The sequence below is a fragment of the Stenotrophomonas sp. 05N423 genome, from assembly GCF_056397145.1.
On record NZ_JBFTMV010000005.1, the window covers coordinates 154,803 to 168,943 of the forward strand.

The window sequence follows — 14,141 nt, forward strand, 5'->3', positions numbered from 1 at the left end:
CATGATTGCTCTCCCGCCGTCGTCGTCGCGGATGTCGCCGGACCTCAGCCCGGCTGGCCCTCGCGCACCACGTTCAACACTTCGTGGCAGGCGCCCATGGTGTGGTAGTCGGTCTTGCCGGCCGGGCTCTTCTCGTCGTCGTACTTGCGGTTGTCCGCATCGAGGATGCGGAACCACGCGCCGTAGGTGTGATCGACGAGGTGTTCCCACGAATACGCCCACAGCTTTTCGTACCACTGCCAGTACGCATCGTCACCGGTGCGCCTGGCAAGCAGCGCGGCGGCGGCCAGCGATTCGGCCTGCACCCAGAAGTACTTGTCGTCGTCGCAGACGAAGCTGTCACCACCGATGGCGGCGCCATCCATGCCTGGCTGCCGGCGCGCTTCCGGCGCGAAACCGTAGTACAGGCCGCCGCGCGCCGCGTCCCACGAACGCGCGACGGCACTGTCGAACAGGTGGCGCGCGGTCGGCACCAGCCAGTCGGCCTCGACATGGCGGTCCAGGATCATCAGCAGCTTGGCCCACTCGGTCTGGTGGCCGGGCTGGAAGCCCCACGGACGGAACAGGTGCTTCGGGTTGTCGAGGTTGTAGTTCCAGTCGATGTTCCAGTCGACGTCGTAGTGCTCCCACACCAGTCCGCCCGCCTTGGCGGCCTGCCGACGGGTCATGTTGTCGGCCAGCTGCAGCGCGCGCTCCAGGTAGCGGCGCTCGCCACTGGCCTCGAACGCGGCCAGCATCGCCTCGCACATGTGCATGTTGGCGTTCTGGCCGCGGTAGCCGGTGAAGTTCCACTGCGCATCGGCCTCGTCGCGGTACAGGCCGTGTTGCGGCTCCCAGAAGTGCTTTTCCAGCAGCTGCCAGGTCTCGTCCATCCATTCGCGCCCCTGCTCGATGCCGGCCTTGAGCGCGCAGCTGTAGGCCAGCAGCACGAAGGCCACGCCGTAGCAGTGGTTCATGTCGTCTTCGACCTTGCCGTCGCGCAGGGTCCAGGCATAGCCGCCGGTCACCGGATTGCGGTGTACCTCCCGCAGGTAGCGCACGCCATGCTTCACCGCGTCCAGGTACTCGGCGTTGCCGAATTCTCGGTATGCCATGGCGTAGTTGAAGATGAAGCGGGTGCTGCTGACCAGGTGACGGTGGCGGGCGTCGTAGACCGTGCCGTCGTCCTTGTAGTAGTGGAAGAACCCCCCGGCCGGGTCGATGCAATGCGGGTGGTAGAAGGCCATGGTGTCGGCGATGTGCGCGCGCAGGAAGGCCGGGGAGCGGAAATCGGAAGCGGTGATGTTCATGCGATGGCGTCCTGTTGCTGCAGCAGCTGCTGCACTTCTTCGAGTCCTGGCATGGCGGCGAAGGCGCCCTTGCGGGTGACCGCCAGCGCACCGACCGCCGCGGCGAAACGCAGGGTGGCGGTGATCGCCTCGTGGTCGTGGCAGAACGCGTCGAACGCGGCGCCGGTACCGCCGCGTTCGGCCAGGCCGTACAGCACGCCGCCGACGAAGGCATCGCCGGCCGCCGTGGTATCGACGGTCGGCACGCGGAAGCTGGGCACTTCGCCCCGGGCGTCGCGGGTCAGCCAGCGCAGCGGCGCGGCGCCATCGGTGACGATCACCCAGCGCGCCTGCGCGCCGAGCAGGCGCCGCAGCACCTGCGCCTCGCCCTCGTCGCCGAGCGGTGCGGCCAGGTAGTCGAGCTCCTCGCGCGACAGCTTGACCAGATCGGCGCGCTCCAGCGCCTGCCACAGCCACGGCGTCGGATCGACCTCCTGCGGCCACAGCGCCGGGCGCAGGTTGAGGTCGAGGCTGACCACCGCGCCAGCGGCGCGCGCGCGGTCCATGCCGGCGAAGGTCGCCGCAGCGATGTCCGGCTCGGTCAGGCTGTTGGAACAGACGTGGAAGCAGCCGGTACCGTCAAAGCAGGCCGGATGGAAGTGCTCTTCGCGGAACAGCAGGTCGGCGGCCGGCGGGCGATAGAAGCTGAAACTACGCTCGCCGCCGGCATCCAGCGCGACGAAGGCCAGCGCGGTCTTGGCCGCGTCGGTGCGGACGATGCAGTCGGTGAGCACGCCGGCCTCGGCCAGGCTGTCGGCAAGGAAATCGCCGAACATGTCCCGGCCAAGCATGCCGGCGAAGTGGCTGCGCGCACCGAGCCGCGCCGCCGCCACCGCGACATTGGCCGGCGCTCCGCCGGCGTACTGCAGGAAGGCGCGCGGCGTTTCCGGCGTCGCCGGCGGCTGCGCCAGTAGATCGATCAAAATCTCACCGAAACAAACGATCTTGCCCATCTGGCCTCAGCCTCCCTGGCCGTTGCCGGCCTGCGGTCGCGAACCGACCAGGCCGTAGAAAATGATGTAGAGGTAGCACGCCACCGGCAGCGCGAAGCTCAGGTGCAGCCCGATGCGGTCGGCGAGCAGGCCCTGCAGCAGGGGGATCACCGCGCCGCCGACGATGGCCATGATCAACAGGCTCGACGCCTTGTTGGTCAGCGGCCCCAGGCGCTCGATGGCGAGCGAGAAGATGGTCGGGAACATGATCGAATTGAACAGGCCCGTGGCGACGATGCCGTACATGGCGACCTTGCCGCTGGCCGCCAGCGTCACGCCCAGCAGGATCACATTGGCCAGCGCGAAGCCGGCCAACAGGCGCCGCGGCGGGTACTGCGCCAGCAGCCACGAGCCGGCGAAACGCCCGACCATCGCGCAGCCCCAGTAGGCGGACACGTAGTTGGTGGCCTGCTGTTCGCTCATGCCGCCGATGTCCGGCAGCGCCAGGTAGTTCACCATCAGGCTGCCGATGGATACCTCGGCGCCGACGTAGAAGAAGATCGCCAGCACGCCGAACAGCACGTGGGGATGCCGCAGCGCGTCCAGCAGGGTGTGATGGCTCGTGTCGGCCTTTTCGGTGGTCTCGGTCAGGCTGGGCAGGCGGAACAGGCAGACGAACACCGCCAGCAGCGCCAGCGCGATCGCCAGGCCGACGTACGGCCCCTGCACCGACTGCGCTTCGGCCGCGCGGTAGGCGATCTGCTCGGCCACCGGCAGCGCGTCGATCTGCTCGCTGCTCTTGACCGTGGTGCTGAGGATCAGGAAGCCGCCGAACAGCGGCGCCAACGTGGTACCCAGCGAGTTCAGCGCCTGCGCCAGGGTCAGGCGGCTGGACGCGGTCTGCTCCGGCCCCAGCAACGCCACATACGGGTTGGCCGCCACCTGCAGCACGGTGATGCCGGTGGCCAGCACGAACAGCGATGCCAGGAACGCTTCGTAGGTGCGCAACGCCGCCGACGGCCAGAACCCGAGTGCGCCGATACCGGCGATCAGCAGGCCGGCGATGATGCCCTTCTTGTAGCCCAGGTGCGCGACCAGCCGGCCTGCCGGCAGCGACATCAGGAAGTACGCGCCGAAGAAGGTGAACTGCACCAGCATCGCCCGCGCGTAGTTCAGCTCGAACACCGCCTTCAGATGCGGGATCAGCACGTCGTTGAGGCTGGTCAGGAAGCCCCACATGAAGAACAGCGTGGTGGCTACCGCCAACGCGACGCGCGGCGTGACCACCGATGTGGAGGATGCGGGCGTTGACAGGGGCGTGGATGGGATCGGCATGGCGCGCCTCGGGATGCGGTGGTGTCGGAAGGAATCAGGTAGGGCGCGCCGCGCTGCTTTCGCGGATGCGCAGCTGCACTGGTGCAACCGTGCGCATCGGCGGCGCATCGGGGTCGTCCAGCCGCTGCAGCAGCAGGGCGGCGGCCTGGCGCCCGCGCTCGCGCGGATCGGCGATCAGCGTGGTCAACGGCGGCACCGCCACCGACGCTTCGGAAATGTCGTCGAAGCCGGTGACGGCGAAATCGCCGCCGGGACGGATGCCGCGTGAGGTCAGGCCCAGCATCAGGCCCAGCGCGACGGTGTCGTTGTAACAGACCGCGGCGCTCGGACGCCCGCCGTCGACGAACAGCTCGCCGGTACGCGCGGCCGCTTCCAGGCGGTTGGGCGCCGACTCGATCATCCATTGCGGACGCACCGGCAGGCCCGCTTCGGCCAGCGCCTGCTGGTAGCCGGCGCGACGCTGGTGGCAGGAACTGGACGCAGCGTGGCCGCCGAAGAAGGCGATGTCGCGGTGGCCGCGCTCGATCAGGTGGCGGGTAGCCAGATAGGCGCCCTGCTGGTTGTCCATGGTCAGGAAATCCCAGTCGGCACCGGGCAGTTCGCGGTTGAACAGCAGCACGTTGGCGTGCGCGCCAAGCACCTGGCGCAGCTGCGCGGCGTCGCTGCCTTCGGCCGGCGACAGGATGAAACCGGTCGGCGTGTGCTCCATCAGGGTGCTCAGCACCGCCTGCTGCCGCTCCGGCGATTCGCCGGTGCTGCCGAGCAGGGTCACATAGCCCTTCCCGCCCAGCGCCTCGTCCACGCCGGATGCGAATTCGGCGAAGAACGGGTTGGACAGGTCGTTGATCACCAGCGCGATCGACGAGGAGGTGCGCCGGCGCAGGTTGGCCGCGGTGCGGTTGTACACATAGCGCTGGCGGCGCAGTTCGGCCTCGACCCTGGCGCGGGTATCCACGTTGACCAGCGGGCTGCCACGCAGCACCAGCGACACGGTCGCCCGCGACACGCCCACGGCCTGGGCGATGTCGGTGACGGTGACCGCGCGCTTGCCGGCCCTGCGCGTGGATTTTCCGGTGGTGGTGGTGTCGTTGCTCATCGTCGCTCGGGAGTGGGCGGAAACGTCACAGCTTATGGCAGCCCGCCGCTCATTCCATCGTGCTGCCCGGCGTGGCGCAGTACGACACCGGCAGATCGGCCACCGCCGTGCCCCAGCCCTGCTCCGGCGCCTGCCGGGTCAGCGCGTAGCGGATCGTGCCGCCCTTGTGCAGCTGCGCCCAGTCCAGCCACACCGCGCGCTGCGGCTTGCCGTCGACCTGCACGCCCTGGATGTACTGCAGGCTGCGGCCATCGGCGCCCGGCGCCTGCAGGCGCAGCGTGCGGCCATTGCCCAGCGCGATCTCGGCCTTGGCGAAACGCGGCGCATGCAGCAGGAACTGGCCACTGCCCGGCACCGCCGGGTACAGGCCCAACGCGCTGAACAGGTACCACGCCGACATCGTGCCCAGGTCGTCGTTGCCGGTGACGCCGTTTGGCGCGTTGGTGAACAGCTGCTGCGCGGCACGCACCACGGTGGCGGTCTTCCACGGCTGGCCGATCAGCGTGTACATCCACGGCGAATGCAGATCCGGCTCGTTGTTCGGGTTGTAGCGGTACTGGTTGTAGTAGCTGTACGGGCCGACCACCCACTCCTTGCGCGCGGCAGTCAGCGGTGCCTGCGCCAGCGCGTCGTAGGCGAAGAATGCGTCCAGCCGGCGCCCGGCCTGCTCGCGGCCGTGCATCGCCGTCACCAGGCCCGGCACGTCCTGCTGCGCCAGCCACTGGTACTGCCAGGCAGTGCCCTCATGGAAGCCATGCTCCGAGCGCGGGCTGTAGTGGCCGTCGGCCGGCGTGTACCACTTGCCGTTCTCGTCGCGCGGACGCGGGAAGCCGCTGAAGCCTGTTTCGGCATCGCGCACCTGCGGGTCCCACACCTTGTGCCAGTTGCGGCCGCGCTCGCGCAGCACCGCCGCGTCGTCGGCATGGCCAAGGCCATCGGCCATCTGCGCCAGCGCGCAGTCGGCCAGCGCGTATTCCAGCGTGGCCGAACCGCCGTGGTGCGGATCCACGTCCATGCCCTTGGAGGGGAACGCGCGGTCGTAGATCACGTAGCCGTCGCGCAGGTAGCTGGCGTTGCCGGAGCGGCCGGCAGCGCGCGAATTCAGCGGCGGCATGCCGAAGGCATTGCGGCGCAGCGCCGCCCAGGCCTCGCCCTCGCGGCCGGCCAGCGCGCCGAAGCGCCACAGGTCGACCAGGAACGGCGTGACCGGGTCGCCGGTCATGATGTTGGTCTCGAAGTTGGCGTAGCCCCAGCGCGGCAGCCAGCCGCCCTGCGCGTCGATCGCCAGCAGGGTGCGGCCGATGTCGCGCGCCACGTCCGGTTTGGTCAACGCCAGCCATTGGTTCTGCGCGCGGTAGGTGTCCCACAGCGAGAAGTACTCGTAGTAGGTCCAGCCGTCGGCGCGGTGGATGGCGTCGTCGTAGCCGCGGTAGCGGCCATCGGCGTCGCTGCCGGTCATCGGCTGCAGCAGCGCGTGGTAAAGCGCGGTGTACAGCACGGTGCGGTCGTCGGCATCGCCGCCCTCGACCTGCACGCCGGCCAGCTCCCTGCGCCAGTCCTGCCGCACCAGTTCGTGCATGCGGTCGAAGCCGAGCAGGGCGTCGCCGTTCATGCCGTCAGCGCGCAGGTTGTTGCGCGCGCCCTCGGCGTCGACATGCGAGATCGCGCTGGTGGCGGTGACGGCCCTGCCGTCGGCCAGGTCGAAGCTCAGCCATGCACCGTTGGGCTTGAGCTCGCCCTCCATGCTGTGGCGCGCGCTCGGCAGGCCACCCTGCTCGCCCCAGGTGCCGAAGACCTTGAACGGGCGGTCGAACTCGATGCGGAACCAGGTGGTGTACTGGTGGCCACCGCAGAAACTCTTGGTGACCAGCTTGCCTTCCACCGCACGGTCGCCGACCACGTCGATCACACTGCCGATCACCGAATGGCGTTCGTTGGCCTGGCCGAGGTTGACCAGCAAGTGGCCCAGCCCGCTGCCGGCGCTGAAGGTGTAGCGCTCGGCGGCGGCGCGGGTACGCGCGGTGGCTTCCACGTCGATGCCGCCGTAGTCGGTCAGGCGCACCTTGTAGTAGCCGGCCTGCCCCACTTCGCCGTCATGGCTGTAGGCCGAGGCGTAGCGCTTGTGGTCGAAGCGTTTGGCATCGGCGGTGTCGAAGTCACCACCCGGGCCGATGCTGCCGGTGACCGGCAGCACCGACACCTGCCCGCCCTGCTCCCAGCAGCCGGCGCCGGACACGAACGAATGGCCGAAGCCGCGGATCTTCTCGTCGTCGTAGCGCCAGCCCGAGTAGTGACTGCCGATCGGACTGACCTGGATCAGGCCGAACGGCGCCGACGCGCCCGGGAAGGTGTTGCCGTCGTCCTTGCTGCCGATGAAGGTATTGACCTCGCGCTCCAGCGCAAGCGGTGCGGCCGGGAGCGACGGGACGAAGGCCAGCGCCAGCAGGCAGGCGAGCCCCGCGGCGGAACGGTGGCGGGGAGCGGGAGACGGCGATCGGCGCATGCGGTGGTTCCTCAGGGTCGATGTCGGTACGTGGATAGGGTGGTCCGGCCGGAGCCGGACCGGTGATGCCCGGCCCATCCCGTACGGGATGGGGAGAGAGTGCCGGGATCAGGAAACAGGTGGGTGGCGCCCGGCCCGTGCCGCCGGGGGCGGCATGCAGACGGGTGGAAACCGGCGATTCGATTCGGTCATGGTGCTCTCCCCTTTGACCGGGCGACCCACCGCTGCGGACAAGGTCCACAGCCAGGCGATCACCAGGCCTTCCATCGTTCCAAATGGGACACGTGCTGAATTTAGATCGATTCAAGTAAACCATGGCACTTCCCCGACCTGCATTCTGCGCCGCAGCATCAACCCGGTTCCTGGCATCTGGAACAGGCGCCGGCATGGTGTGAGGGCCATTGCGGTACCGGGCCCTCCTCCCGCCGGCTATACGTCGCCGCCGCCCACATCGGCATCGGCATCGGCGCAAGCCTCTTTCGAGGCCTGGGCATGGATCGCGACGCTTCCCGTCATGCCCTCGATTTATTGCGCAGCAACATGCACCGACGGTGACGCTGTGCTAAAAAATCCGCGTCATTCGTTTAGATCGATCCAAATAGAGATCGGCTGGCGACTGCCTGCGAACAGGGGAAATGGACCCGGTCCGTTGCTCGATCCATGCACGAAACGCCTCCGGTTCCACCGGGGGTATCCGGCTTCAGAACTTAGATCGATTCAAGTCCTTTCGTACCCGCGACCAAATTCAATCCAGGAGAGGGAGAGAGTGGAATGAAACAGAAATCACGCACGCACACCCGGAGCTCGTTGTCCGGCGCCATCGCCATCGCACTGGCCACCGCGGCCCTGCCGGTCAGCGCCTTCGCCCAGCAGGCGGCCACGTCGTCGCCCGATGCGACCACCCTCGATGCCGTCACCGTCACCGGTTACCGCTACGCCATCGAGAAGAGCCTGCAGCAGAAACGCGACGCCAATGCAGTGGTGGAAGTCATCACCGCCGAGGACGTCGGCAAGTTCCCCGACAAGAACGTGGCCGACGCGCTGCAGCGCGTGCCGGGCGTGATCATCACCCGCAGCGGCGGCGAAGGTAAGAACGTCAGCGTGCGCGGCCTGTCCTCGGAACTGACCCTGACCGAGTTGAACGGCAATTACATCGCCACCGCCGAATCCAACGGCGACCCGACCCGTTCGTTCAACTACACGCTGCTGCCGTCGAACATGCTGGGCAGCGCCGAGCTGTTCAAGTCGCCGGAAGCGCGCATCGACGAAGGTGGCATCGGCGGCACGGTGATCCTGCACACGCGCCGCCCGCTGGACATGGAATCCAACACCGGTTTCGTCTCTGCCGAAGGCACCTGGGCCGACACCACCAGGAAGACCGACGGCCAGCTCTCCGCCTCGTACGCATGGCACGACAAGGACGAGCGCTTCGGCGTATTCGTCGGCTATACCGACCAGAAGCGCACCACCCGCACCATGGGCGCCAGCACCGAAAGCTGGCAGTGGTATGGCCGCGACGAAGGCGGCACCGCGGTCGACGTCAACGGCAATCCCTCGAAGTTCAATTCCAACTGGTGGGGCGGCACCGGCTTCTACGACCAGAGCGGCAAGTACTACACCGGCTTCATGATGCCGACCTCGGTGAACCTCGACGTCAAGGAAGAGGAGCGCGAGCGCAAGGGCGGCCAGCTGACCCTGCAGTTCAAGCCGCTGGACAACCTGACCCTGACCGCGAACTACTTCCGCTTCGACCTGTCGCAGAACTCCCAGACCCACACCATCAAGGTGCCGGAATGGAACATCGCCCGCTACTGGGGCGACGGCAACTGGGCCGGCGGACGCCTGCTCGACGGGCTGACCATGGACCCGAGCGGCACCATCGTTACCGGCGCCGATTACAGCCGGCACCCGGGCAAGGCCTATTACTGCAGCGAGGGCGAAGCCGCCGCCGCCGGCATGGCGCCCGGCGGCTGGGGCTCGGACGACTGCACCGTGCCGACCCCGCAGATCACCGGCAGCTACAACCTGGAAAAGGCGCTGTCGCAGACCGCCGACTTCTCCGCCGAATGGCAGGGCGAGTCGGTCGACATCGCCTTCAAGGGCGGGCGCACCTGGGCCAAGGGCGGCCCTTCGCTGCAGTTCTCGGTGCCGCTCAAGCCGCGCAGCCAGAATGCGGACGGCAGCTGGAATCTGGGCAACCTCGCCAGTTCCTGGAACCTGACCGGCACGCCGTCGATGGCGTTCTCGCCGGAACTGATGCAGAACCTGAAGAACGGCATCCTGCAGGTCGACCTCGGCTCGACCGGTTCGTCGTGGACCCGCAACACCACCGAGCAGAAGTACGCCCAGATCGATACCACCTGGCACAACGACGCCGGCTTCCTCGAATCGCTGCAATTCGGCGTCAAGTACCGTGACGGCGGCATCCACCGCAGCACCGGCAACAGCTACTGGGCCTGCCCGGGCAGCGACCCGGCCGACTACGGCAACCGCTACTGGAACGGCCGCTGCAACGACCTCGCCCAGCAGTTCTCGCCCGACTTCATCTACGGCATGGGCAACCTGGCCGGCGGCATCAACGCCAGCGCGTTCCCGGCCATCAACTACCCGGCCTACATCGCCTACCTGAACAAGACCTACGGGCCGATGCAGACCCGCAACGAGGACAATTTCGTCTACAACGTGGACGAAAAAATCTACTCCACCTACCTGCAGGCCAACTTCCGCACCGAGCGCCTGCGCGGCAACGTCGGCGTGCGCCTGGTCAGCACCCGCCAGCACGCCGATTCCACCGACAAGGTCACCTCCTACAACGACTACTTCTTCGACGACGCCAACGGCAACCCGCTGGCCTGTCAGAAGACCGACCCGGTACCCGGCAGCGCACCCGCCGATACCTATTGCGGCAGCGAAGGCTATTGGAGGCTCTCGGACGACCAGCAGCGCAGCGAATCGTTCGCGGTCAGCGGCCTGGACCGCAGCTACATCGACGTACTGCCGAGCCTCAACCTGGCCTATGACCTGAGCGAGAACCTGTTGCTGCGCGCGGCGGCCTCCAAGGTGATCGCGCGTCCGAGCTACGGCAACATCGCCTCCCCGGGCAGCCTGGAATATTTCAGCCCCGAATACGTCAACGACCGCCGCCTCACGGGCGGTGCCGGCGAACAGGGCTGGTACGGCTCGGGCAGCAACAAGAACCTGGAAGCCTACAAGGCCACCCAGTACGACATCGGCCTGGAGTGGTACTTCCATCCGGGTTCGGTGGTGGGCCTGGACCTGTTCCGCAAGGACGCCAGCAACTTCTCCGTGCCGGTGGTGCAGGACGTGACACAGAACGTCGGCGGCCAGACGGTGGTCGTGCAGAACTACTCGACCACGGCTGGCGGTCGCGACGCGGTTTCGCAGGGTCTGGAGCTCTATGCCCAGCACACGCTGGATTTCGGTCTGGGCTTCCAGGCGAACTACACCTGGAACGACACCAACGAAGCGGCCATCACCCTGGAGGACGGCACCGAGATCGGCAAGTCGCCGCTGGTCGGCAGCGCCAAGAACCAGGCCAACTTCACCGTGTTCTATGAAGTGGAGAAGCTGCTGCTGCGCGCCTCGTGGAACCGTCGCGGTGAAGTGGTGCAGGGCCTGGTCAGTGGCCTGAACCTCTACGAGGAGCCTTACCAGCAGATCGACCTCAACGCCGCCTACAACATCACCCCCGCCCTCAGCCTGAGCGCTTCGGTGTTGAATCTGACCAAGGAAGAGACGCGCACCCATCTGGGCAACGACACCAAGGCCCGCTTCTACTCCAACAGCTATGCCGGTCGTGTCGTCTACCTCGGCCTGAACTGGAAGTTCTGATCACTGCCCCTCGGGGCAGCTCACAGCGACAGCCGCGCTGGTACAGGCGGCTGTCGTTGTTTGTGTGGACCGGCCTTGTAGATGCGGGGCGTGCCCCGCATGGGCTTCACCGGGAATGCATCAAGCGGTGCAAGCCTTGCATCCACCGCATTCCAGCAACCCTCAGGTCAGCGGCGTCATCACGCCCTTCCGGTAGGCCGGGCGCTGCTGCAGGCGTGCATACCAACCTGCCAGATGCGGCAGGTCCGGGCGCTGGATGGGCATCTCGAACCAGGCATAGGCGAACGCGCCCAGCGGGATATCGCCCATCGCGAATGCCTCGCCGGACAGCCACGGTTGCCGCGCCAGTTCGGCATCCGCCAGCGCCATGAGCTCGCCGCACCGCACCAGCGACGCATCGATGCGTGCGGCGTCGCGATCAGCCGGTGCGGTACGCACCACGCCCCAGAACAGGTCGCGGAAAGCAACGGCAAAGCTCGATATGGTCCAGTCCATCCACTTCTCGCTCTGCGCGCGTCGCACCGGATCTTCCGGGTACAGCGTCCCCAGCGCATAACGCGCCGACAGGTAGCGGACGATGGCGTTGGACTCCCATACCGGCAGGCCGTGATCCTCGATCACCGGTACCAGCCCGTTGGGATTCATCTCCCGGTACTCCGGCGTCTGCGTGCCGCCGAAGGCGCCGCCCACCTCGATCGACTCATAAGGCAGGCCGATCTCCTCGGCGCACCACAGCACCTTGCGCACGTTGCTCGAATTGCGGCGTCCCCAGATCTTCAGCATCCCGGTTCCCGTTGTGGCCGTTGCGAGGCCTGCACGATACGCCACGCGCGTTCACGTGTCGGCAAAGGCGGGAACGACGCTCCGCCGTCCCGGCGCCGAAGCCCGCCCATCATCATGCCGCGCCCGGCTTCCCGGTCTTGGCGGCAGCCTTCTTCGGCAGCGCACGCACATAGGACGACTTGCCGTCCTTCTTCAGCTCGAACAGGCCGATCGCCGCGAGCAGGTCGCTGAGCTTGCCGTAACCGTAATTGCGTGGATCGAACGACGCCTGGTTGCCGATCTGGCTGCCGACCGGCCCCAGGTGCGACCAGCCGTCCTCGCCCTCGGCCGCCGCGACCGCCCGGCGCAGCATCTTCACCAGCCTCGTGTCGCCACGCAGTTCGGCGCCGCTCTTGCGCGGCCGCGCTTCGTCGCCCGCATCCGGGCCGACCTCGGGCGCGCTGGCATGCGACTGGCCCAGCGCCTCCAGATAGGTGAACTTCGAGCAGGCGTTGACGAAGGGATCGGGCGTCTTCTTTTCACCGAAGCCATAGACCTTCACCCCGTCGGTCAGCAGGCGCATCACCAGCGGCGTAAAATCGGCGTCGCTGGAGACGATGGCGAAGCCATCCAGATTGCGCGCGTAGAGCAGGTCCATCGCGTCGATCACCATCGCCATGTCCGAAGCGTTCTTGCCCTTGGAATAGGCGAACTGCTGGATCGGCCGGATCGCATACTCGTGCAGCACCGATTCCCAGCCCTTCAGGCGCGGGCTCTTCCAGTTGCCGTAGGCGCGGCGCACGTTGGCCACGCCGAAGCGCGCCACCTCGGCCAGCACTTCGTCGATCTTCGCCGCCGGCGCGTTGTCGGCGTCGATCAGCAGGGCGATGCGCTTCTCGGGATCGGACATGACGTTCTCTCCATGGCACTCGGCTGGGTTCCAGTATCGATCATCGACATGACCGTGCGTACCCCGTGCGAAGATGGTGGCCGGTTGTCACGCCTTCCACCGGCCCCCACCGGAGTACCGCATGCCCCACGACCGCCCTCCCCGCCTGCTGATCATCGGCGGCGGCTTCGCCGGCCTCTGGGCCACCCGCGCCCTCGCCAGGACGAAGCTGCGCATCACCCTGATCGACCGCCGCAACCACCACCTGTTCCAGCCGCTGCTGTACCAGGTCGCCACCGCCGGCCTGTCGGCGCCGGACATCGCCGCGCCGCTGCGGCACATCCTCGGCCACCAGCGCAACGTCGAGGTCCAGCTCGGCGAAGTGGACGGCATCGACAAGCAGAACCGCCAGGTGCGGCTGCGCGACAGCGGCACGCTCGATTACGACCTGCTGCTGGTGGCCAGCGGCGCCACCCACGCCTATTTCGGTAACGACCAGTGGGCGCCGCATGCGCCGGGCCTGAAGACGCTGGACGACGCACTGGCCCTGCGGCGCCGGCTGCTGCTGGCGTTCGAGAAGGCCGAAGCCGAACAGGACCCGGCGAAAAGGGCCGCCTGGCTCAGCTTCGCCATCGTCGGCGGCGGCCCCACCGGCGTCGAGCTGGCCGGCACCCTGGCCGAGATCGCGCGCCACACCCTGCGCAACGAATTCCGCCATATCGATCCGGCCTCGGCGAAGGTGCGCCTGGTCGAAGCCGGCCCGCGGGTGCTGTCCAGCTTTCCGGAAGTGCTGTCGCTCAAGGCCCGCCGGCAGCTGGAACGGCTCGGCGTGGAAGTGCGTACCGGCATCCCGGTGACCGCCATCGACGCACAGGGCTTCCGCCTGGGCGAGGACTTCATCGCCGCCCGCACGGTGATCTGGGCCGCCGGTGTCGCCGCCTCGCCGCTGGCGCGCACGCTGGATACGCCGCTGGACCGCGCCGGCCGCGTGCAGGTGCAGCCGGACCTCACCGTGCCCGGCCATCCGGACATCTTCGTCGCCGGCGATCTGGCCGCATTGACGCAGGCCGATGGCCGCCCGGTGCCGGGCGTTGCGCCCGCGGCCAAACAGATGGGCAGGTATGTGGCCGAAATGATCCGGGCACGGCTGCAACAACGTCCCGCACCGCCGCCCTTCCGCTATCGCGACCAGGGCAACCTCGCCACCATCGGGCGCATGGCCGCCATCGTGCACATGGGCCGCCTGAAACTCTCCGGCCTGCCCGCCTGGTGGTTCTGGCTGGCTGCGCACGTGTTCTTCCTGATCGGCTTCCGCAACCGCCTGGTGGTGCTGCTCAACTGGGCGGTCGCCTACTGGAGCTACCAGCGCAGCGCGCGCATCATCTTCGGCGATGCCGACAGCGAGCCGCGCGATGGCGGATCGCCACCTCGCGAGTGAACGCCG

9 protein-coding genes are annotated in these 14,141 nt (G+C 67.7%); 2 read left to right on the top strand and 7 right to left on the bottom strand.

The features are described 5' to 3' along the window. Positions 1-44: 44 nt before the first annotated feature. From AC1DGW_RS10395 to AC1DGW_RS10415, 5 genes are read right to left on the bottom strand one after another with little or no spacing between them, the layout of a single operon-like run. On the bottom strand, positions 45-1,289 hold the full coding sequence (locus tag AC1DGW_RS10395) for an AGE family epimerase/isomerase (protein WP_478022493.1): 1,245 nt from the start codon (positions 1,287-1,289) through the stop codon (positions 45-47). Beyond that, a complete protein-coding gene (locus AC1DGW_RS10400; protein ID WP_478022495.1) occupies positions 1,286-2,281 on the bottom strand; it encodes a carbohydrate kinase family protein in 996 nt (331 codons plus the stop codon). Before AC1DGW_RS10400 ends, AC1DGW_RS10395 begins: the two co-directional genes overlap by 4 nt. Positions 2,282-2,287: 6 nt before the next feature. After that, positions 2,288-3,595 carry a sugar MFS transporter gene (locus AC1DGW_RS10405; RefSeq protein WP_478022497.1) on the bottom strand — a complete coding sequence of 436 codons (1,308 nt, stop codon included), beginning with the start codon at positions 3,593-3,595 and terminating at the stop codon, positions 2,288-2,290. 34 nt (positions 3,596-3,629) lie between these two features. Further along, positions 3,630-4,691 (bottom strand): LacI family DNA-binding transcriptional regulator, encoded by a 1,062-nt coding sequence (locus tag AC1DGW_RS10410; protein WP_478022499.1) that lies wholly within the window; start codon positions 4,689-4,691, stop codon positions 3,630-3,632. Between the two features lie 49 nt (positions 4,692-4,740). Then, complete coding sequence (locus tag AC1DGW_RS10415) at positions 4,741-7,194, bottom strand: GH92 family glycosyl hydrolase (RefSeq protein ID WP_478022501.1); 2,454 nt, start codon at positions 7,192-7,194, stop codon at positions 4,741-4,743. Positions 7,195-7,965: 771 nt separating this feature from the next. Between AC1DGW_RS10415 and AC1DGW_RS10420 the strand changes: the two genes are divergently transcribed. Continuing rightward, positions 7,966-11,046, top strand: coding sequence for a TonB-dependent receptor (locus AC1DGW_RS10420; protein WP_478022503.1), 3,081 nt, complete (start codon positions 7,966-7,968; stop codon positions 11,044-11,046). Between the two features lie 162 nt (positions 11,047-11,208). Here the strand turns inward: AC1DGW_RS10420 and AC1DGW_RS10425 are convergent, their stop codons facing one another. Then, the gene (locus AC1DGW_RS10425; protein WP_478022505.1) at positions 11,209-11,829 is read right to left on the bottom strand and encodes a glutathione S-transferase family protein; all 621 of its coding nucleotides are present in this window, start codon (positions 11,827-11,829) and stop codon (positions 11,209-11,211) included. Positions 11,830-11,941: 112 nt separating this feature from the next. After that, positions 11,942-12,718, bottom strand: coding sequence for an NYN domain-containing protein (locus AC1DGW_RS10430; protein WP_478022507.1), 777 nt, complete (start codon positions 12,716-12,718; stop codon positions 11,942-11,944). Positions 12,719-12,839: 121 nt separating this feature from the next. Between AC1DGW_RS10430 and AC1DGW_RS10435 the strand changes: the two genes are divergently transcribed. After that, complete coding sequence (locus tag AC1DGW_RS10435; protein ID WP_478022509.1) at positions 12,840-14,135, top strand: NAD(P)/FAD-dependent oxidoreductase; 1,296 nt, start codon at positions 12,840-12,842, stop codon at positions 14,133-14,135. The last annotated feature ends 6 nt before the right edge of the window (positions 14,136-14,141 follow it).

Excerpts from the sequence above, each read along its gene's own strand:
- AC1DGW_RS10410 (WP_478022499.1), bottom strand. The coding sequence starts at position 4,691 with ATGAGCAACGACACCACCACCACCGGAAAATCCACGCGCAGGGCCGGC.
- AC1DGW_RS10430 (WP_478022507.1), bottom strand. The coding sequence starts at position 12,718 with ATGTCCGATCCCGAGAAGCGCATCGCCCTGCTGATCGACGCCGACAAC.
- AC1DGW_RS10395 (WP_478022493.1), bottom strand. The coding sequence starts at position 1,289 with ATGAACATCACCGCTTCCGATTTCCGCTCCCCGGCCTTCCTGCGCGCG.
- AC1DGW_RS10425 (WP_478022505.1), bottom strand. The coding sequence starts at position 11,829 with ATGCTGAAGATCTGGGGACGCCGCAATTCGAGCAACGTGCGCAAGGTG.
- AC1DGW_RS10405 (WP_478022497.1), bottom strand. The coding sequence starts at position 3,595 with ATGCCGATCCCATCCACGCCCCTGTCAACGCCCGCATCCTCCACATCG.
- AC1DGW_RS10420 (WP_478022503.1), top strand. The coding sequence starts at position 7,966 with ATGAAACAGAAATCACGCACGCACACCCGGAGCTCGTTGTCCGGCGCC.
- AC1DGW_RS10400 (WP_478022495.1), bottom strand. The coding sequence starts at position 2,281 with ATGGGCAAGATCGTTTGTTTCGGTGAGATTTTGATCGATCTACTGGCG.
- AC1DGW_RS10435 (WP_478022509.1), top strand. The coding sequence starts at position 12,840 with ATGCCCCACGACCGCCCTCCCCGCCTGCTGATCATCGGCGGCGGCTTC.
- AC1DGW_RS10415 (WP_478022501.1), bottom strand. The coding sequence starts at position 7,194 with ATGCGCCGATCGCCGTCTCCCGCTCCCCGCCACCGTTCCGCCGCGGGG.